Annotated in this window: 19 protein-coding genes and 2 riboswitches; of the genes, 11 read left to right on the top strand and 8 right to left on the bottom strand. The window is 38.4% G+C overall.

The genetic code is table 11. The features are described 5' to 3' along the window. Positions 1-124: 124 nt before the first annotated feature. Together OZX63_RS00500 and OZX63_RS00495 are read left to right on the top strand one after the other, a co-directional pair. Positions 125-1,648: an RNA-binding domain-containing protein gene (locus OZX63_RS00500; protein ID WP_277143676.1), complete on the top strand. Its 1,524-nt coding sequence runs from the start codon at positions 125-127 to the stop codon at positions 1,646-1,648. A 95-nt stretch (positions 1,649-1,743) separates the two neighbouring features. Then, positions 1,744-2,964: an MFS transporter gene (locus tag OZX63_RS00495; RefSeq protein ID WP_277143674.1), complete on the top strand. Its 1,221-nt coding sequence runs from the start codon at positions 1,744-1,746 to the stop codon at positions 2,962-2,964. A 67-nt stretch (positions 2,965-3,031) separates the two neighbouring features. Here OZX63_RS00495 and OZX63_RS00490 read toward each other — a convergent pair whose 3' ends face one another. After that, on the bottom strand, positions 3,032-3,451 hold the full coding sequence (locus tag OZX63_RS00490) for a pyridoxamine 5'-phosphate oxidase family protein (RefSeq protein ID WP_277143672.1): 420 nt from the start codon (positions 3,449-3,451) through the stop codon (positions 3,032-3,034). Between the two features lie 193 nt (positions 3,452-3,644). Continuing rightward, positions 3,645-3,823: riboswitch (Lysine riboswitch) on the top strand. A 110-nt stretch (positions 3,824-3,933) separates the two neighbouring features. On the opposite strand from OZX63_RS00490, the gene OZX63_RS00485 reads away from it, so the two are divergent. After that, on the top strand, positions 3,934-5,544 hold the full coding sequence (locus tag OZX63_RS00485) for an ABC transporter substrate-binding protein/permease (protein ID WP_277143670.1): 1,611 nt from the start codon (positions 3,934-3,936) through the stop codon (positions 5,542-5,544). Positions 5,545-5,567: 23 nt separating this feature from the next. After that, on the top strand, positions 5,568-6,722 hold the full coding sequence (locus OZX63_RS00480) for an ArgE/DapE family deacylase (RefSeq protein ID WP_277143668.1): 1,155 nt from the start codon (positions 5,568-5,570) through the stop codon (positions 6,720-6,722). 59 nt (positions 6,723-6,781) lie between these two features. Here the strand turns inward: OZX63_RS00480 and OZX63_RS00475 are convergent, their stop codons facing one another. Continuing rightward, positions 6,782-7,255 (bottom strand): GNAT family N-acetyltransferase, encoded by a 474-nt coding sequence (locus OZX63_RS00475; protein ID WP_277143666.1) that lies wholly within the window; start codon positions 7,253-7,255, stop codon positions 6,782-6,784. A 155-nt stretch (positions 7,256-7,410) separates the two neighbouring features. Then, positions 7,411-7,586: riboswitch (Lysine riboswitch) on the top strand. Between the two features lie 107 nt (positions 7,587-7,693). Here OZX63_RS00475 and OZX63_RS00470 point away from each other — a divergent pair. The 4 genes from OZX63_RS00470 to OZX63_RS00455 all read left to right on the top strand — a co-directional run bounded on the left by OZX63_RS00470 (position 7,694) and on the right by OZX63_RS00455 (position 12,603). Continuing rightward, entirely contained in the window at positions 7,694-9,313 is a 1,620-nt protein-coding gene (locus OZX63_RS00470; RefSeq protein ID WP_277143664.1) for an ABC transporter substrate-binding protein/permease, read from the top strand. Beyond that, positions 9,313-10,062, top strand: coding sequence for an amino acid ABC transporter ATP-binding protein (locus OZX63_RS00465; RefSeq protein WP_277143662.1), 750 nt, complete (start codon positions 9,313-9,315; stop codon positions 10,060-10,062). Before OZX63_RS00470 ends, OZX63_RS00465 begins: the two co-directional genes overlap by 1 nt. 140 nt (positions 10,063-10,202) lie before the next feature. Next, entirely contained in the window at positions 10,203-11,153 is a 951-nt protein-coding gene (locus OZX63_RS00460; protein WP_277143661.1) for an SLAP domain-containing protein, read from the top strand. A 16-nt stretch (positions 11,154-11,169) separates the two neighbouring features. Then, the gene (locus OZX63_RS00455) at positions 11,170-12,603 is read left to right on the top strand and encodes an SLAP domain-containing protein (protein ID WP_277143659.1); all 1,434 of its coding nucleotides are present in this window, start codon (positions 11,170-11,172) and stop codon (positions 12,601-12,603) included. 49 nt (positions 12,604-12,652) lie between these two features. On the opposite strand, the gene OZX63_RS00450 is transcribed toward OZX63_RS00455, so the two are convergent. The 6 genes from OZX63_RS00450 to OZX63_RS00425 form a co-directional block, all read right to left on the bottom strand. Next, entirely contained in the window at positions 12,653-14,551 is a 1,899-nt protein-coding gene (locus tag OZX63_RS00450) for a BspA family leucine-rich repeat surface protein (protein ID WP_277143657.1), read from the bottom strand. 60 nt (positions 14,552-14,611) lie between these two features. Beyond that, the gene (locus OZX63_RS00445) at positions 14,612-15,526 is read right to left on the bottom strand and encodes an HNH endonuclease signature motif containing protein (protein WP_277143656.1); all 915 of its coding nucleotides are present in this window, start codon (positions 15,524-15,526) and stop codon (positions 14,612-14,614) included. Positions 15,527-15,638: 112 nt separating this feature from the next. After that, positions 15,639-15,779: a hypothetical protein gene (locus tag OZX63_RS00440; RefSeq protein ID WP_090094091.1), complete on the bottom strand. Its 141-nt coding sequence runs from the start codon at positions 15,777-15,779 to the stop codon at positions 15,639-15,641. 92 nt (positions 15,780-15,871) lie between these two features. Next, positions 15,872-16,876 (bottom strand): MFS transporter, encoded by a 1,005-nt coding sequence (locus OZX63_RS00435; protein ID WP_277143654.1) that lies wholly within the window; start codon positions 16,874-16,876, stop codon positions 15,872-15,874. Between the two features lie 30 nt (positions 16,877-16,906). Further along, positions 16,907-17,146 carry a hypothetical protein gene (locus tag OZX63_RS00430; RefSeq protein WP_277143652.1) on the bottom strand — a complete coding sequence of 80 codons (240 nt, stop codon included), beginning with the start codon at positions 17,144-17,146 and terminating at the stop codon, positions 16,907-16,909. 250 nt (positions 17,147-17,396) lie between these two features. Continuing rightward, a complete protein-coding gene (locus tag OZX63_RS00425; RefSeq protein ID WP_277143650.1) occupies positions 17,397-17,801 on the bottom strand; it encodes an iron-sulfur cluster biosynthesis family protein in 405 nt (134 codons plus the stop codon). 184 nt (positions 17,802-17,985) lie between these two features. Here OZX63_RS00425 and OZX63_RS00420 point away from each other — a divergent pair, with 184 nt between their 5' ends. The 3 genes from OZX63_RS00420 to htpX all read left to right on the top strand — a co-directional run bounded on the left by OZX63_RS00420 (position 17,986) and on the right by htpX (position 20,669). Continuing rightward, positions 17,986-19,086, top strand: coding sequence for an SLC13 family permease (locus OZX63_RS00420; protein WP_277143648.1), 1,101 nt, complete (start codon positions 17,986-17,988; stop codon positions 19,084-19,086). 106 nt (positions 19,087-19,192) lie between these two features. Next, positions 19,193-19,753: a LemA family protein gene (locus tag OZX63_RS00415; protein WP_277143646.1), complete on the top strand. Its 561-nt coding sequence runs from the start codon at positions 19,193-19,195 to the stop codon at positions 19,751-19,753. 19 nt (positions 19,754-19,772) lie between these two features. Then, positions 19,773-20,669: a zinc metalloprotease HtpX gene (htpX, locus tag OZX63_RS00410; RefSeq protein ID WP_277143644.1), complete on the top strand. Its 897-nt coding sequence runs from the start codon at positions 19,773-19,775 to the stop codon at positions 20,667-20,669. Positions 20,670-20,700: the final 31 nt, after the last annotated feature.

The following is a 20,700-nucleotide window of genomic DNA, read 5'->3' as shown; positions in this document are numbered from 1 at the left end:
TGCTGGTTTTTAATAATTAAATTTTACCAATTATGAAAAAAAGCCATTAACTCAACGTTTTACGTACTTTTTTTCTGCTGGTTTTCTGCTGGTTTTCTGCTGGTTTCAAAAAAGGAATTTATTTATGAACAAAATAGATTACAATCATTCACTCCCTCAAGAAGATGAACATTTAGAATATAAAAAAAGCAAAAATGCTTTTCCAAAAGATGCTTGGGAAACTATTTCTGCTTTTGAAAATACTGATGGTGGATTTTTAGTTCTAGGTGTTGAAGAATTGGCTAATCATGAGTTTAAAATATCAGGCGTCAATGACACAACGAAAGTATTAGACGATTTTTGGTCAAATATTACTAATAAAAACAAAATAAATTATTCCACAATCAAGAATAATGATATAAAAATTATACCTATAGCAAATAAAAAAATTATAGAAATAACTATTAGGCAAGCTGATGATACATATAAGCCAATATATATAAATGGTAATTTTGCTCAAGCTTTTATAAGACAAGGTAGCACCGATCGTAAATGTACTGAAGATTACATCAAACGATTATCAAGATTATCCGAAAGCAGCTTAGATACTAAAGTTGCTAAGAATTATGACATTGATGATTTAGATCTAGATTCTATTGAACTGTATAAAAAAGTCCTTACCAAAATAGAGACATATAAAAGGTATAAAGATTACGAATTAAAAGATTTTTTACGTAGAATAGGCGTTTTAATCAAAGATCGTGATAATGATGGTAAAGAAGGTATATCCTATGCAGGTCTGTTATTTTTTGGTAAGAATAATGCAATAATTCAGAAATTCCCTTACTTTTCTTTGGAATATTATGATAAAAGCCATCCTGAACAAGAGAGATGGACGTCCAGAATATCCTCTGTAGAATCTGATTTAAATATATTTACTTTCTTTATTAAAGTAATTGAGCATTTTAAAGCAACTGTTCCCAATCCATTTAGTTTAGACAAAAACGGTCAAAGAAGAGACACATTTGGTTCCATGTTTGTGGCATTACGTGAAGCAACTGTAAACATGCTGATGCACGCAGATTATTTTGAAGGTAGCCGTATTATCTTAACCGAATATCCAAAGTTCTATAAATTTGAAAATCCCGGAAAAATGAAAATTCCTAAAGAAGACTTTTTTACTACTCATAATTCTAAAAGTAGAAATGCTATTATTTCAAAGCTATTTACTCAAGCGCATTATGGTGAGCGTGAAGGTGTTGGCGGTGAAAAAATTTTTAACTCTTCCATAGAAAATAATTTCAGACACCCCGAAATAGAAACAAGTATTGAAAAAGGCACCCAATTAAAAATCTGGAAAGTAGATTATGCAAATTCTTTTTCCGGAAAAGAAATCTCTAATCGTGAACGAAAAGTTCTAAAAGCAATTATTAGTAGTCCTTCTGGTTCACTTTCACATAAAGAAATAGAAAGTCAAACCGGCTTTTCTAGATATATTGCTGATAGCACACTTTCTTCACTTTTAAGCAAAAAAATAATTGAAATACATGGAAAATCACGATCTACTAAATATACGTTACCGTCAACCACAGAGCAATTAGCCGCTCAAATGCAATCTTTATCAGGTATTTTTAGGCAGTTAATTAAAAATTCAAATAGTTCAAACTAATACAGCTCTATCTACATTAAAATATATTTAGCGTTATTGAAATTTATTCATATTTAGCTCATAATAATTACATAATATTTTTACAGGAGCTAAATATGAAAAAAGTACGTAACTCTTCCCTCTTACCAATCATGGCATTAATCTCTAACCTGGGTGACTTATCTGTTGGTATTGGCGGTTCAATCTTAATCGCTTCTTTTTCACGGTCGGTAACTGTCAACAGTATTTTTTCTAGCTTAGAATCATTTGGCATCATTATTCTGACGCTTTTTGTTGGTTCCACAATGGATCGCATTAGTAAGAAGAAGGCCTTGCAAATCACCTATCCAATGCTGGGCTTAATCTTACTAATTCCCTTTTTCTTTAATGGCGTTTATTTCATTTATGCCTACATTGTCTGTGACATCATCATGACTTTTATTGCACTTTTTGCTCAGTCTGCATATAACGGTGCCACCAAGCGCTTTATTCCTGATGAACAAGTTGACATGGTAATTGGCAAGAACACAACTTTTGGCAATATTGGCTTAATTTTAAGTTACTTAGCAATTGGCTGCGCCTACGTTCTGGCTAGCGAGCTTAACGATGGCTCAATTATTTACAAATTTTTATTACTTGTTGGTAGTATTGCCTACCTATTATTTGCGATTCCAACTAGTTTATTAGATGAAAACTACGATCCTAATCTGGTTGGTCATGACCTAGCCACTAATTCGACCTTAGCGCAAATTAAAAAGATTTATCACCTGATTAAGACCAATACCGGCTTACGCAGCTCAATTATCCTGGCAATTTTCATTAGCTTACTGATGGGGTATTTTAATAGTCTAATGGTCTACCTGTGGAGTAGTGTTGATCCCCAATTTGCCAATATTGCCTATCTCGTTGTCGATTATGCGATCGGCACCATCTTAGGCAACCTCGTTTTACGGACCAAATTAAACTTCAAGAAAAGCATGGTGCTCATCACTTTACCCGCACTCTGCTTAATCGTTTTTGCCGTTAGTCCCAGTGTTTATACTTTAAGCATTTGTATTATTGCCGTCATGCTTAGCTGCATTCCTGTCAGCACATGGATTTCACGAATTCGAATTAGACGGACTGAAGTTACAATTCAGTCTGGCCAAGCAAGCTTTATCACCTTTGGTTCTTCAATTCTTGACGTCTTCTTTGGAACAATTGTTGCCGGCATTTTTGACTTACTTAAAAAGCCACTTTTACTGCCAGCATTTATTGCGATTATTACTGTCATTGTCTTCCTAATTCTTGGTAAAGACATGACGGCATACGAAAAGACGCCTGTTGTTAAAAATTAAAAATCAGCACACAAAAAACACGCTAGGCAATTCTGTCTAGCGTGTTTAAGATTAATTATTCAGTTTATTAGTAACCGCGGCGTTCTGGTGCACCTTCAACCAATAAGTCACCAGCTTCTGGAACATGTCCTAATTGATAAATTCTTTCAACATCAATTACAACAATGGCAGTACCATCTCCAAGATCGCCCTTTTCCTTAGCAGCTTTATATTCTTCTGAACCAGGTTGGTAAACATGAGCTGTACCTTCAAAGCGGTAGCCAGTTCCAGCTGCCTTGTTTGATACAGCAACGGCTGCCTTACCAGTAGCCTTTAAGTTTTCGTAAGCTGTCTTACTTGTCCATTCAACGTAAGCTAAGTGTTCATCATCGTAAACCTTTAATGAACCCTTAGGACCTACTTGAGGATTACCATCTTTGTCAGCTGTTGCTAAGAAAGGAAATTCGCTTGTTACTAAATCTTGCATTTCTTGTGTTAATTTTGCCATCTATATGACCTCCTGAAAGTCTTATATAACTTTGCTTATATATACACTATAAGGTAGTCACTTACAAAATACAAGTAAGATGCTTACTATTTGTTTTTAAGTCTAAAATTAAATATTATTAAATTATTTTTTAATAATGCAGTTGACAATCATCAAAATTTAATTTAGTATTTTCATCAAGTTAAATAATTTCCAATGCAATAGAGGTCGCGACAATTACGAACCTAGTCTAAGCACGCGTGATGCAAAGATGATTAGTGTCAAGAATTGCCGCCGAAACCAAAATTTTATCCGCCGTAAGATTTTGGTTGGGCTGCAGGAACAGATCCTGCAGACTGTCCCAAGTCAATCTTGGGGAGCGCTATATGATTTGTCTAAATATGATTGATTATAAACCTCGTTGTCTTGAAAGATGACGAGGGTTTTTATTTACGCTTTTTATTGTATTGGCTTTATTTGAAAAATATTTGGAGGTTTTCAAAATGAAGTCAAGATACAAGTGGTTAACCGCAATTTTTGCAGTCCTAATCAGTTTTACTATCAGTGGATTTTTTAATATTCCCTCAGTCCAAGCTGCTAAAAAAGACGATGGGGTATTAAAGGTCGCAATGGAAGCTAACTATTCGCCCAACAATTGGACCCAAACCACATCGGCTAATGGTGCCGTCCCAATTGACGGCTCACATACCTATGCTAACGGCTATGATGTCAAGATTGCCAAGATCATTGGTAAAAAGTTGCACCGTAAAGTAGTCGTACTTAAGACTGAATGGGATGGACTACTCCCCTCATTAACTAGCGGCAAGGCCGACTTAATTATTGCCGGAATGAGCCCAACACCTGAACGAGCTAAGGCGATTAACTTCACCAATGCTTATTGGAGCGGCATTTTTGTCGTAATTACTAAGAAGACCAGCAGATTCGCCAATGCCAAGAAGCTGACGGACTTTAAGGGTGCTAAATTAACCTCACAACAAGGTACATTTCACTATAAATTAATTAACCAATTGCCTGGAGTTAAGAAGGAACCAGCTATGAGTGACTTCTCTGCAATGCGGCAAAGTCTAGTTTCTGGGACAATCGACGGCTATATCGCCGACTCAACTGAAGCCATTTCGTTCAAAATGGTTGATCCAGACATTAAGGCAGTAAAACTTAATCCAATGCATGGCTTCCATGTGACCAAGGAACAAATGGTTTCTTCAATTGGTGTTGCCAAGTCTAATCCCCAGCTGCTTAAAGATGTCAACCAAATCTTAGCAGGGATTTCTACTAAAAAGCGCCAAGAATTAATGACAGCAGCTATTAAAGAACAACCTAAGACCACTTCGAAGAAGGGTAAAAATGGTAAGCCAGAGCCGTGGCTCATCTCCATGCTCAAGCAGTACGGCGGCATGATTATGAGCGGGATTGGCATGACCTTATTACTAGCTGCTGTCGGAACAGTTGCAGGTTTTCTAATCGGCTTAGTCGTCGGAATTATCCGCACAATTCCTGAGCCCACTACTCGCGGCAAGCGTTGGGGCTTGAAATTTATTAATTGGCTCCTGTCAGTTTATATCGAAGTCTTTCGGGGCACGCCAATGATGGTTCAGGCGGCCGTAATTTACTATGGGATTGCGCAATTCTGGCATCTTAACATTGACAGAACTGCCGCTGCTTTAATCATTGTTTCGATTAATACCGGTGCATATTTGGCCGAAATCATCCGCGGCGGGATTATTTCCACTCCCGATGGTCAATTCGAGGCAGCCAGTGCACTGGGAATGACTCACAGCCAAAGAATGTGGCACATTATTCTGCCGCAGGCAATCAGAAATTGCCTCCCTTCAATTACCAACGAGTTCATTGTAAACATCAAGGATACTTCAGTTTTGAGCATTATTTCTGTTTCCGAATTATTCTTCGTTGGTTCCACAATTGCCAGTCAAAGTTTCAAGTTCTTCCCAACCTACCTGACAATTTCCGCAATTTACCTGATTTTAACCTTTACTATCACACGGATTTTCAACTTGATTGAAAAACACCTCGATGGCAATCAAAATTACAATTTAATGGCCAACCAGATTCAAGTTGGTACACAAGACAAATAATTATTTAATTGATAGGAATTACTATGGATAGACAAAGACAAATTAAGTTATTACAGGATTTAATCCAAATAGAAACCATTGACGACCACGAAAAAAAGGTTGTTGACTACGTTGCACAGTTATTCGCGCCCTTTGGTGATCGCGTTCGCATTACACGTGTTCCCTACCAGGGTGATCGCGAAAGTGCGGTTATCTCAATTGGCCCCACTGACGGCAATTTTAAGCTCGGCTTTTCCGGTCACATGGACGTGGTTAACCTTGGTAATCGTGCAGCTTGGCGCGATGATCCGTTTTCTGGTAAATTGTACGACCATGACACCAAAATGTACGGCCGCGGCACGACAGATATGAAAAGCGGCTTAGCGGGGATGATTGGCACGCTGATCACCTTACTTGAAGATAATGTGCCTTTAACAGGGGAATTGCGTTTATTAATGTCTGTCGGCGAAGAAACTGGACAATGGGGCGCTGAAGAATTAACCAAGGAAGGTTTTATTGATGATTTAGACGTTATTGTCATTGGTGAGGACTCCAACCTTGATATTTCTTATTCCAATAATGGCGACATTGATTACACCGTCACCTCTTACGGCAAAGTCGCCCACTCTGCGCAATTAAATGTTCTCAACGCTATTGATAACATGACCGATTTTATCCAATTAGCCAACCAAAAATTACGGCACTTGCCACTAGTCCATGAAAAGCTAGGTCCTGTTCTGCACAACATCACGATGATCTCCGGCGGTGACCAAGTTAACAGTATGCCTGACAAAATTGTTGCCCGCGGCAATATTCGCATTAACCCGTTCTACACAGTCAAAGACATTCAAACGATTCTGGAAGATGTAATCAATGAAGTTAATCAGATGCCGCAGCACCATTTTGAATTGCAATATGATTATTTAGGCGAAGCCGTTTCTGGTGATGAAAACAATGAGTACGTGCAAGCGGCTCAGGAATTACTCGCCGCCGTTTTAGAGCGACCAGTTAATTTGGTAACCGAATCAGGTACCACTGATGCTTCTAAGTTTGTCAATAGCCCAACACCGCCAACGATGTTTAGCATTGGGCCGGGCAATGACAGCTGCCACCAAATTGACGAGTACGTTGACATTCCTGATTACTTAGCAGCATGCAAGTTTTATCTGAAATTTGCCCAAAAATATTTAACAGAATAATTTTAAACATAAAAAAGCACCGTTCTCGATTAAGGAGAATGGTGTTTTTTAATAGCTACTTAATTAAACTTCCGTCTCATCTCAATAAAAGGATAAACGGAGTTATTTGTTTCCTGCTGGTGCTTTTTAACTGGGATAAAGCCTAAGTGCTGGTAGACTTTTTGCGCACGCACGTTAAATTCGGCAACATCTAAAATAAGCTCTGTTATTGCAAACTTACTTGTTACAAAAGCTAATATTTGTCGTAGAAATTCCTGCCCTTTTCCTTGTCCAGTTAAATTTGGCTTCATTCCCAGCCCTAATTCATAGACACCCTGATTTTTATCTGCTGATTCAATCACAAAAAAGCCAATTAGCTTATTATCATTAAGTACCTGATAATAATTATTTTGCCGCAGTTTTGGCGTGACCAATTCCTCATAATCTTCTGGATCAGCAGTCATATCATAAAAAGCATACTGCCCGTCATAGTGCCATTGATCAGCGATTTCCACTGCATTTTTTTGCGTTAACTGCATAATTTCATAAGTCATATTATCTAGCCCAGTGTCCTTTCTTTAATCGTCTTAGTTTATATATAAATATTACAAAATTGTACTTACGCATTCAACTTTTCCCATTATCTATAAATAAATAGTTGACAAAGCAATCTTTTTAGCCTATGCTTTTAGTCAAGTTAAATAATTTCCAATGCAATAGAGGTCGCGATAACCACGAATTCAGTCGGAGCTGGCAAAGAGCTAAGATGGCTGATGTAAGGATTACCGCCGAAACGAAGATAATACTTGTCCGATTATTTTTGTTGGGACGCAGAAGCAGATTCTGCGGACTGTCCCGGTTTCCCCGGGGAGCGCTATATGATTTGTCTAAATATGATCAATTATAACCTCGTTGTCTTGAAAGACGATGAGGTTTTTATTTACGCTTTTTATTGTGTTGGCTTTATTTGAAACATTTTTGGAGGTTTTAAAATGAAGTCAAAAAACAAATGGTTATCTGCATTCATTGCCGTCTTGCTCAGTTTAACAATTGGATTTAGTTTCAATTATCGTCAAGCTGCAGCCAAAGACAACGATGTTCTAAAAGTCGCAATGGAAGCTAACTACCAGCCATACAACTGGACTCAAACTAACAACGCTAATGGCGCTGTTCCAATTGATGGCTCGCACACTTTTGCCAATGGTTACGATGTCAAAATCGCTAAAATCATCGGGCAAAAATTGCACCGCAAGGTAGTTGTAGTTAAGACGGAATGGGATGGGCTATTACCCGCTTTAACTAGTGGCAAGGCTGATTTAATCATCGCCGGAATGAGCCCAACTGCCGAACGTGAAAAAGCAATCAACTTTTCTAATCCTTATCGTCGAAGCACATTCGTTGTCATCACTAAGGTTGGCAGCAAGTACGCTACTGCCAAAAAGCTGTCTGACTTTAAGGGCGCTAAATTAACTGCTCAACAAGGAACTTTCCACTACCAATTAATTAAGCAATTAACTGGCGCTAAACGTCAACCTGCCATGCGTGACTTCGCAGCCATGCGGCAAAGTTTAATTTCAGGCACAATTGACGGTTACGTAGCCGAAGATACTGAAGCAACTTCATTTAAGTTGGTTGACCCAGATATTAAAGCTATTCCCGTCAGCAAAATGGCCGGCTTTCACGCCACTAAGGAAGAATCGGTTACTTCAATTGGGATTGCTAAGCCTAACAAGCAGCTGCTCAAGCAAGTTAACCAAGTTTTAGCAACAATTTCTAATGCTCAACGAGTTAAGTTAATGAACACTGCTGTTAAGCAACAACCAAAGACCGATAATTCTAAGAGTAAAACAGGAAAACCAGAGAACTGGTTTGTTTCCATGTGGAAGCAATACGGCGGCATGATTATTAGTGGTATCGGGATGACGCTGTTATTAGCATCAGTTGGTACCATTGCCGGATTCTTCATCGGTTTAGTTGTTGGTATCATTCGGACAATCCCTACCCCAACTACTCGCGGTAAGCGTTGGGGCTTGAAGTTCATCGACTGGCTGTTATCGGTTTATATCGAAATCTTCCGGGGCACACCAATGATGGTTCAAGCAGCCGTAATCTACTACGGTATCGCGCAATTCTGGCACCTTAACATCGACAGAACTGCAGCCGCATTAGTCATTGTTTCCATTAATACTGGTGCATACTTAGCCGAAATCATCCGCGGCGGGATTATCTCAACGCCAGAAGGACAATTTGAAGCTGCAAGTGCACTGGGGATGACCCATAATCAAAGAATGTGGCACATTATCTTGCCGCAAGCTATTAGAAACTGTCTGCCATCAATCACTAACGAATTTATCGTTAACATCAAGGATACTTCAGTTTTAAGTATCATTTCTGTTTCTGAATTGTTCTTCGTTGGGACCACGATTGCTAGTCAAACGTTTAAGTTCTTCCCAACTTACCTAACAATTTCTGTAATCTACCTAGTTCTGACCTTTACAATTACTAGAATTTTCAACTTAATTGAAAAGCACCTGGAAGGTAGTAAAAACTATAATTTGATGGCCAATCAAGTTCAAGTCGGCCCAACTGAAAAGACGGAGGTTAACAAATAATGACGCAAACAAGCGATACGATTTTAAGTTTAAAGCACATTCAAAAGTCTTTTGGTAATCACCAAGTATTAAAGGATATTTCTTTTAATATCAATAAAGGTGAAATCGCTACAATTATTGGTCCCTCTGGTGGTGGTAAATCAACCACCTTGCGCTGCATCAACATGCTGGAAGAACCTTCAGCTGGTGAGATTGACTTCCACGGCAAAAATGTTCTAGCACCCGGCTACAACCGGAATATCTACCGGGCTAAAGTCGGCATGGTTTTCCAACAATTTGACTTATTTGAAAACAAAGACGTCCTAGCCAACTGTATGGTTGGTCAAGAGCTGGTCTTGAAGCGTTCCAAAGAAGAAGCGCGCAAAGTTGCCATCAGCAACCTTAAAAAAGTCGGCATGGCAGAATACATCAACGCTCGTCCTAAGCAATTATCTGGTGGGCAGCAACAACGGGTCGCAATCGCCCGTGCGATTTCAATGGACCCAGAGATTTTATTATTCGATGAGCCAACTAGTGCCCTTGATCCAGAAATGGTCGGCGAAGTACTTAGCGTTATGAAGGACTTAGCCACTACCGGATTAACAATGATTATTGTTACTCACGAAATGGCATTTGCCCGCGACGTTTCCGATCAAGTCTTCTTCATCAGTGATGGCGTAATTACCGAGCAAGGCAGCCCTGACCAATTACTAAACCATCCACAAAACGAAAAAACAGTGAAGTTCTTACGTAACTTCCAAAATAATTAAAAATAATCATCAAAAGAACCAACTTACTAACAAGTCGGTTCTTTTTAACTGCAATAATTATCGCCCTATTTAGCTTCTTTACAATGCCTCATCAAAGAATTATGCTAACTATAATCAAAATTAAAATATGAGGATAAATTATGAAAAAGAGAAATTATCATTTTTCAGCAAAAATTATTGCTGGACTAGCCTTAATAATCATTGGCTATCAATCTACTCAACAAATCACGGCTGCTGATGAATTAAGTATTGCTGACGAAATCAGTGCTGCCAATCCCGTGGCGCAAAAGCCAGGTCAGGAAGTTACTATTCCTACAAATACAAACTTAACTGGCGACACCACATATGCCAAATTAAGCATCGCTAACTGGCAATCAATGCCGAACGGTACAGAATTATCATGGTCTCGAAAGCCCTCCACTTTATATAACGGCTTAAGTCAAGGCACCATAACAGTAACTTTGCCAGATGGGACAACCAAGTCTGTTAGCGTTACTGTTAACATTGCCGGCACAAAACAAGTTAAGCTGCATCGCGACAGCTACCTTTACGATAAAAAAGGCAGACAAATTAACGATTTGCAGCTTAAAAAGGGCTCGATTGCTAATGTACTTCAGACGAAAAAGATCAATGGCCATAATTACTATGAGCTTGATGATAACCACTTTTTGCCTGTTACTCCTCTTAAAAAGGTTACTAAGCAAATTAAAATTACTAAATCTTACAAGCGCGTGATGCACAGCACATATCTCTACGATGAAAAGGGGCATCGCACAAACGGGTTAATTTTAAAAGCCGGTTCCCGCGTTAAAATTCACAAAATCGCTGAAGACAACAACATTCACATTGCAGCAGGCCGCTTCTTTTATTTAATTGGAAAAAAACTCTACGTTCCTGTTCGCAACGTTACTGGTTTAGAAACCGAATGGCAAGATAAGGCCATTCCCGTTTATAATTATCATGGTAAACGAGTGGGCCAGATTAAGGCACACACGCCCTACCACACATACGGTGATTCCATTCAAGTCAGAGGTAAGTCTTATTACATCGTCGGCAAAGGAAAACTAATTAAAAACTCTATCCAAAGATAATCCTTGAGGCATAATAATGAAATTAATCAAAAAATTAACCATAGTACTGACCGCTTTACTTTGCATTAGTCCAATAATTACGATCGTGCCAACACAAGTCACTAGTGCCGCACATACAGAAAAAAACAAATTGGGTTTTATTGGTAGTCCCTACATTTATAAAAAGAGCGGCAAACGCTACCGTTACTATAACCAAATCGCCCAGCATCTGTTTACCGATACTGACGTGAATGGCTATAACTATATCGACGGCAACGATACTACGCCAATAACTTCTTTTACTGGCAAAACGATTACCATTAAGGGCCAAAAATATTACGAGATTGCCAAGAACGCCTATATTAAGGCAGCTAATGTTCTTACCCTGAACGGTAAAAACATTAAAAAAGGTAAGCTAACTCTGAATCATAAATCAAGGCTCTACACTAAAAATGGTCATAAAACTAAAAAGGAATTAGCTGCTGACTCAATTGTCAGTTATGCTGGCAAGGTGAAAAAGAAGAATACTTGTCCTAAATATTTTTATTATACTAGCACTAATAAATATGCTTATCTGCCAACCAAAAGAATTAAAGGTCATGACTATTACGCTCTAAAGAATCACCTTTACATCAATGCACAAAACATTGGTACTATTAATGGTGAAATTGCCCGCCTTAATGGTGTAACCTATGCCACTGTCACCAAAAGCAGCCGTACCCAAACCATTTCTAACGGCCTAACAGATCATAAATTAGTTAAGGGCCAGAAAGTCAAAATTGACATGGCAGTCGCCCCTTGGTCAGAAGATTTTGATGGCTATATTTATCATTTGCACAACTATCCTAAGGAATATATTGACGAAGGATACATCAAAATTAGAAACGACCTGCCGATCACTGATTACAATGACATGGCCTATACTTATTTCAAGCCGGTCAATGGTAATCAAATCACAACTTACAAAGTAGATGGGTCGACAGCTCAAACTCTGACAATTAAAGATAATAATGAGCCCACAGTTGACGCTAAACTTTATCTTTGGGTAGAACGCGATCATCAAGCCGAATTGTTCTACCACATACTGCACTCAGACTCAGATTCAGAGCAAACTGCAGATGACACAGTTCCTGATTACAGTAATAGTTTTGTCAAAGCAAGCGACATCAAAATTACTGGTGGTGTTAAGCTAACAAGCCTCAATAGTGCTAAGGATGCTCAGGCTGATAATGTCGTTGCCACAGATGCAAATAAACAAGAGCTCCGGCAACTATTTGCAAAGGGCCAGCAAAATTTAGCAGACACGTATACTGATGCGATTTTAAGGCAAAATTACGATAATGCTCTAACAATTGCCGCAAGTGTTATTAGATCAACTACAGCTAGCCTTGGTGAAGTCAAAGAAGCAACTTGGCTGCTTAAAACAACCGAAGACCAATTAAGTGAATTATACTTTGAACCATGGAGTTAAAAAACAAAACACTAGTAATCATCGAGATTACTAGTGTTTTTTATCTATCTTAATTATGACTTGCAACCAGTGAAATATTTTTAGGTGCTTTGTGTTTAGGCCCCTTTTTCATCACATATGTTTCTACTGGTCGATGCTTGTTAGACTTACGATATAATCGCAATATCTGTTTAACTGTGTATTTTTTACCCCGGGGATGAGCTATTGTCCCCTTACCAACAGCTTGGATAGTCTTGTATCCTTGACCAAATCCCGAATATTTTTGCAGCTGATAATTTCCCAGCTTTACTGCAAATCTAGCAGTAGAACCCGCATTAGTCAATATACTATTATTATTCCGATTAAAATGGCTTAAATCTACCTGCTTCAATTTATAATCATATTGAAACATCCCCGCAGTGACGTTCACTTTAGGTAAACGAAAATCACTAAGATCTAGCTTAGTTAAACTGCCACAATTAGTGAACATGTTTTCAGTGGACGTAACGTTTTTAGTATTCCAATGATGTAAATTAAGTCGCTTTAACTTAACGTCATTATTAAACATGCTATTCATTCCAACCACATGACTGGTGTTTAAATGACTTAAGTCCAAACTTGTAATATTTTTATTTTCAGCAAACATCCCTGCCATGCTAGTGACATTACTAGTATCTAATTGACTAAAATCTAACTGATCCAAATTGGCAAAATTAGCAAACATGCCAGACATATTTGTAACATGGCTGGTATTTAATTGTGTTAAGTCTAAATTGGCAATCTTTGCGCTTTCAAACATTCTCGACATATCAAGAACGTGACCAATATCAGAGTGTGCTAAATTTAACTGGGCAATATTCGCATTCTCAAACATTCCTGACATGTTAGTAACGTTATTGGTGTTCAAAGGTGTTAGGTCTAGCTTAGTAATTGTTGCTTTATTGAACATATTACTCATATTAACAACGTGACTAGTATTTAAATTACTCAAATTTATTTCTGAAGGCTTAACTCCCGCAAACATGCTGGACATGTTTGTAACATTACTGGTATTGAATTGCGCCAAATCAATTTGTGCCAATTGACCATCACCATTAAACATATTAGCCATATTCGTCACGTGACTGGTGTCCAAATTAGACACATTAAGTCTAGCCAAATTATGATCGCCACTAAACATGTTAGACATATCTGTCACGTGACTGGTATTAAGGCCAGACAGATTGATCGTCGTTACCTTAGCATTCTCAAACATTCCGGCCATGCTAGTAACATTACTGGTATCTAGATTACTAAAATTCAGATCTGCCACGCCTATTCCCGCGAACATCATCTGCATATTAGTTACACGCTTGGTATCAAAATGACTTAGATCTAGTCGCGCTAATTTGCTATCGCCACTAAACATACTAGACATGTTTGTTACCTGATCTGTCTTAATATTTGCCAAGTTCAGATTAGCCAGACTTGAATCTTGAGCAAACATTTCGGACATGTTAACTGCATGCCCTGTATCCCAACTACTTAAATCTAGACTTTGCAAATTCTGATCTTTGGCAAACATTCCGGACATATTAACTACTTGACTGGTATCAACCTGATTCAGACCCGTAATTGTTTGCAGCATAGCTAAGCCGCTAAATTTATTTCCCGAATTAATCGCCAACTTAACTGGCCCTGCAAATACAAGATGCTTCACATCTCTGATTCCTGATATCTTTTGTGCAAGAGGTGCACTTGAAAGCTGGGCGCCATTTTGCCCCGCTCTAATTGTTAAAGTTTTAGAAACAATATCATAACTCCAAGTGCAATCACCATCCGTGCCTGTCCACATGGCATTATCCCAGGCCCATGAATTAGCAGGTGCTGGGGTAGTTTCAGCTGCATAAACATGCGAATTATTTTCTAACCCCAACAGACCTAATATTGCTACCAAACAAAGTCCTAATTTTTTATTTTTTAGCTTCATTATCATTGCCTCTTTTACCTACAATTACAAATATTCTACCAGTTAACAGGCGTAACTTTACTAAATAATATCTGCTTTTTTCTGTTCCTCAACTAGTTTCCACCCAGTAACAAAATGCTGCTCGCGTAAATTACGCAAGTCATGATAATCACTCTCTAAACTATCAATGGCATCTTGTAGCTTCTTATTTTGCTTGCGCATTTCATTGAGTTCTGGGTCATTAACGACACCCTTAAGATGCATTGTTGCCGCCAATTTACGTCTTCGTTCTTCAAATTCACCCTTCAAGGTTGCTAGTGCGTCTTCGTACTTAACTAGTTTTTGATTAACATGAGGAATTTGCTTGTTTAGCTGCATAAACAATTCAAACGGCATGTTAGACTTGATGCGATTACACTCTTTACACGACAATATCAAATTATCCAAGTCATTATTATGTGAGAGTGACACCGGATTTTTGTGGTCAACACTGCGCCCGCGCCGACCACAATACTGACAGCGGTAGTGATACTTGGCCCGAATCCGTTCGCGGTCAATGTAGTCAACTTCATTTAATTGAAAATCAACCTTCAAGCCCAATTCTTCTAGGTTCTCTGCAAAAGTTAAATCCATCCGCGGCACAAAGCTATTTTCACCAGTTTCACTGGCAATAATGGCGGCATTAAAATCATGACGGGACAATTGTTGCTGGGCCAAGCTATTGCCGTCATAATCCTGAATAAAGGCTTCATAACGCTTGCGGTTTTCCTTTTTAGCAACTAAAAAATCAACAGCAGTTTCAGTATCTCGCCCCTCAAACGTGTAGAGCAGCCCTTGAGCAAAAATCTGCACTGCCGAATTAGCAAAGTCATTGGCGTCTTGCCCTCTTTGCAGACAAATATCACAGATACTCGTTAATTTAGGATTCATCAACCCCTGCTTTTTAAAATGTACCGAATTGATGCGTAAGCCGCAGCTACTGCACTGAAATTTCACGTTGCCATTCTCCTTTAATTTAATGTTACTACTCCAATTTTACTCAATTTACAGTAAGAAAAAAAGGTAGATTACAAGTCGTAATCTACCTTTTTATTTTGTTATTATCAGACTATTTGTTTTCGTCTGCTTTGGCCTTGTTCAAGAAAGCAACAACTGCTGCAACGTGAGCAACACGCTTCTTGCCGTTCTTCTTGTTCTTAGGTCTTTGGTTTGGTTCACAACCAGTGTTGTAATTTTCACCTTTACGCATAGTACTATACTTCCTTTCAGATTTTCGAAAATCTTATTTAGTTTACCATGAAAAGCCCCAAGATTCAAGACTAGCAATTGACTAACGCCGCCTTATTCAATTCCTTCTTCTTTAAAGTACTGCATAATTTTAGGTAAAATCGCCAGCATATAAATTAAGGTAACTATTCCCGTAACAATAAAAATCAAATAGCTTTGCCGAATATTCTGAAATAGCGCCGTAAAAAATAGCGTGGCAATAGGCGATACCGAGTTATTAATTGTGCTCATCGTTGTACTTACACGACCCAAATATTCTGTAGGAATCCGTTTTTGAATTTCCACTTGCATAACAATTTCAGGAATAATAATTAAGCAGCCTAAAAGTGCCATGATAATTGTGCCATACACGGTCAATGTTTGTGCCTGATGACAAACGGCGAAAACTAGTCCCAGTCCAGATAACAGCAAACATTCAATCAGTATTGGCCCCATCAATTTTAATCTGGCATTCTTTTCGCTATTTGTCAGGCTCATTAGCACACTGCCCACTAAAACGCCGATTGATGAGCCCATTTCCAAATAGCCAACAGGAGTATTGCCCAAATGAAGCGTGGTATTGATAACATAGGGCATCCCAATTGCGAGACTAGCAAACGCGGCATTCAAGACAGTGCCAACTAAGATCGAGCCTTTAACAATTGGCTGCTTCTTAATGTAGGCTATTCCTTCTTTAAATAGTTCTAGCTGCCCGCTATAACTAAGATTAGCCACTTCTCTTTGCGGCTCTTGATAGTGAAATTTCATGCTTAACATGATTAAAAACGAAATAATCGATGATGCAATTTCAAAAAAGATAAAAACTTCAAAACCTGCCGCTGCATACAAGCCAACGCCTAATAATGGTGAAAAGATTGATGAAATCGCACTTGCCGTCGAAGTTAACGAGCTCAATTTTTGAATTTTGGCTTCATTAACTAGTTCGTGAATTGAAGCCGAATAAGCAGTTGAACTAAAATCACTACAGACGCAATCAATAATCGTAAATAAAACCACCGGAATTAATTTATTCAGTCCTGCAAAATTAGGCAGTAACCACGCAAATATTATTAAACCCATAATTCTTATTAGATCACTAATAACAAGAATTTATTTATGTGGATACCGATCAACCACATTACCTAAGGGCACAAATAGGAGCAGACTAACTATCGGCCCAACAATAGTAGACACACCAAAGCTAACTGCTGAACCTGTTTGGTTTAACAGCATCAGTCCCATGCCAAAAGAAAACATGTCACCACTCAAGGTACCAATTAAGTTACTGCTAAAGTCTTTAACAATCTGGAGATTAGATTCATAATTAGTAATTGTCGGCTCTGGATTCATTATTAGACCTGCACTTTCAAATAAACTTACTTATTTAATATTAAAATATAATTATAAAATTTAAAAGCTAAATTAAGAAAATGGTGAATGATTGTTACCAAGCGGTCAAATAATAAAAAAGGCAAAAGAATTTAAAATCCTTTTGCCTTGATCAAATTATATTTTTGCTTTAAAACACAAGTTTTAGTCCTGCTTAAATCAAAAAAGCGCCCCATATTTCAAGGACACCTTACTTAATTATTCAAATTTACTAGCAAGTTTTGCCTTCCTGCAAATCTTTAGCCGTTATATCGGAAGGTTGAAATTCATTAATTGAAACCGCACCATCAATCACGCCGCTATCATCAGCCAAGCTCAATGTGGCATTCTTCTCAGATACAACTAAACTGTTATCCAAATATTGCATTTCTGCAGGACTCGTAAACAAATTTAATCCAACATTATTATTGATGATAATTGAAAATTCAGGGTCTTTTTGATCCAAAATTACAAATTGAAAATTAGCCCCAATAGTACAGGTACCACCGACTTTAGAATACTGATTAGAACCATCATTTAGCGCCAATAAGACAACTTGGCCTTCCTTAACATGACTCTTAATTCTTGCAGCAGCTTCAGGCTTGATATTCATTTCAATTGTTTCGGCATTATTCATTGTAAATCCCCCTTATTTATCCTACTTACTAAAGTATAGCTTGTGTGCATAAAAGAAAGCAAAATTCCTGCCTAGTAAATTGACATTTTCATAGTCAAAAATTTATCATTGCACACAACGAAAAAAAAGCTCAAAATAGAAGTAACAACTATAGATGATTATAACTTGCGAAAGGGGACATTTTATGACCGTCTTAAGAAAAATTTTTAGTGATAGAATCTTGCAGATTACTGCTGTAGTCACCATTGTAAGTCTTTTTTTTGCTAGACCGCGGCTTGGGGATATTAATTTACATACAATATTTTCAGTCGCCGCGATGCTAATTATCATCCAAATCTACGCGTACTTGCACGTCCTTGACGTACTCGCGTACAAATTAACCAGTATCGCCGACAACACGCGCAAACTGAATATTTTGTTCACTCTTTTAGCAATTATTGCCGGAATGTTTCTGGGCAATGATATAACAGCATTAACACTAATTCCGCTTTACTTAAACATTGCTAAAAGATACAACTTACCGCAGATTCTGCCGGTGACGTTGATTGGAATGGGCGCCAACATCGGGGCCGCATTTACGCCTTGGGGCAATCCGCACAATATCTTTCTTGTTAGCAAATATTCGGTTAACGCTCTGACCTTCTTCTCATGGTCATTGCCATACTTGCTCAGCTCATTAGTGATTACATTTATCATTTTTCACTTTATTCCACGCAAGCAAATTCCAGTTCAAGAAACAAAACAAATCAATATCAGCGTTCGACCAACTGTAATTACGACCGTTGTGTTCGCCTTCTTCTTTTTGGGTGTCTTCAAAGTGGTCAACGTTGCGTGGCCAATGCTAGCTGCAATCATTCTTGCCTTTTTAATCAATCCACGAATTTTACTTAAGGTTGATTTCGCACTGCTGCTGACTTTTACCTGCTTCTTTATCTTTATCAGCGATATTCAGCAGATTCCAATCATTGTTACGATTATTCACACAATGATTAATTCAGAAAGCTCAACTTACTTTACATCGATTTTATCCAGCCAAATCATTAGCAACGTGCCGGCCACAATCCTTGTTGGTAAGTTTACGCCATACGCCAAGGCACTGTTCTTAGGCACAAATATCGGTGGTTTTGGCTCACCTATCGGCTCAATGGCCAATATGTTGGTGCTTAAGACTTTCATTCAAAATGGAACTGTCTCAAGAAACGAATTCTTCAAAAAATGGACAGTTATGCAATTTATCGGCTTGCTAATTCTAACAATCATTGGCTGGCTGCTATTGCTCGTTTAACATACTTTACTTATCTGAATCAGGATGTCGTGCAGCATCCTTTTTTTGTATCCAAAAAATAAATAATCAGTTATAATTAAACAGTATATATAAGGAGGTTCAACCTATGTCATCATTAACTTGGATAATTTTAATTATCGTTGTCTTATTAATCGGAATTTATATTGCTATTTATAACGGCCTACAAAAAGCCAAGGTATACACTGACGAATCTTGGAGCCAAATCGATGTGCAATTGAAGCGGCGTAACGACCTAATTCCTAACTTAGTTGAAACCACCAAAGGCTACGCTAAACATGAAAAGGAAACTTTAGAAAACGTTGTGGAATTGCGCAACCAATTAACTAACATCCCTCAAGATGACCGGACCCAAACTTTAAAGGTTTCTAACCAAATTTCTGATGCCTTGAAGTCAATTTTTGCTTTACAGGAAAACTACCCTGACTTAAAGGCCAACCAAAACTTCCTGAAATTGCAAGAAGAATTGACTAATACTGAGAACAAGATTGCTTACTCACGTCAACTTTACAATTCATCGGCAGCCCTTTATGATCAAAAGCTACTGACCTTCCCATCAAATATTATTGCCAGCATTCATGGCTTTAAGAAGGTTGACTACTTACAAGCTAGCGAAGCCGAAAAAGAAGCACCTAAGGTTAAATTCTAAATACTAGGGCAAAATTATTATGTTATTTCAACAAATTGCTCGCAATAAGCGCAAAACCGGCATTATCATGGTCTTATTCGCCGTGATTTTAGCTCTTGTTGGTGCTGGATTAGGCTACATTTTCAGTGATAGCCCATGGAGCGGAATGATTATTGCGCTAATTATCAGCGTCCTTTACCTATTTTTGGTCATGCGTGATCCCGCAAATATGGTAATGAGCTTAAATCATGCCAGCGAAATTCACGAACAAGATAACCCCGAATTGTGGCACGTTGTCCAAGACATGGCCATGGTTGGCCGTGTACCAATGCCCCGTGTTTTTATCATTAATGACCCCAGCCCCAACGCTTTTGCGACAGGGCGTGATCCCGACCACAGTGCTGTCGCTGTAACTCAAGGATTACTCGACATGATGAACCGCGAGGAGCTGGAAGGCGTCCTAGGCCACGAGATTTCTCACATTCGCAATTATGATATTAGGTTATCAACGGTTGCGGCTGTTCTTGTCGGTGTGATTTCTTATTTATCTGGAATCGCTAGCCGGTATATCTGGTGGTTTGACGATGACCGTGGCAGCGATAAGGATGATGATAATAACCTTGTCATTATTTTTAAAGTTGTTGCGATTATTTTCGTGCTTATCCTGGGACCACTATGTGCCAGTCTTGCGCAAATGGCCTTATCGCGTAACCGCGAATACTTAGCCGATGCTTCATCAGTTGACCTTACTCGCAATCCGCAGGGATTGATTTCTGCTCTTGAAAAAATCGCGGGTAGTAAGCCAATGAAAAAGGCTGATCCGAGCAGCGCGGGCATGTATATTGAAGACCCACTGCGCAAAAAGCACAGTTTTACGCACCTGTTTGATAGTCATCCACCAACAGAAGACCGGATTAAGCGGTTAGAAAAAATGTAACATCACAAAACGACACCTGTTCAAAAAACAG

The organism is Lactobacillus sp. ESL0700 (assembly GCF_029392095.1).
GTDB lineage: Bacteria > Bacillota > Bacilli > Lactobacillales > Lactobacillaceae > Lactobacillus.
The sequence above is the reverse complement of the archived record's forward strand: the minus strand, read 5'-3'. Positions and strand labels throughout refer to the sequence as shown.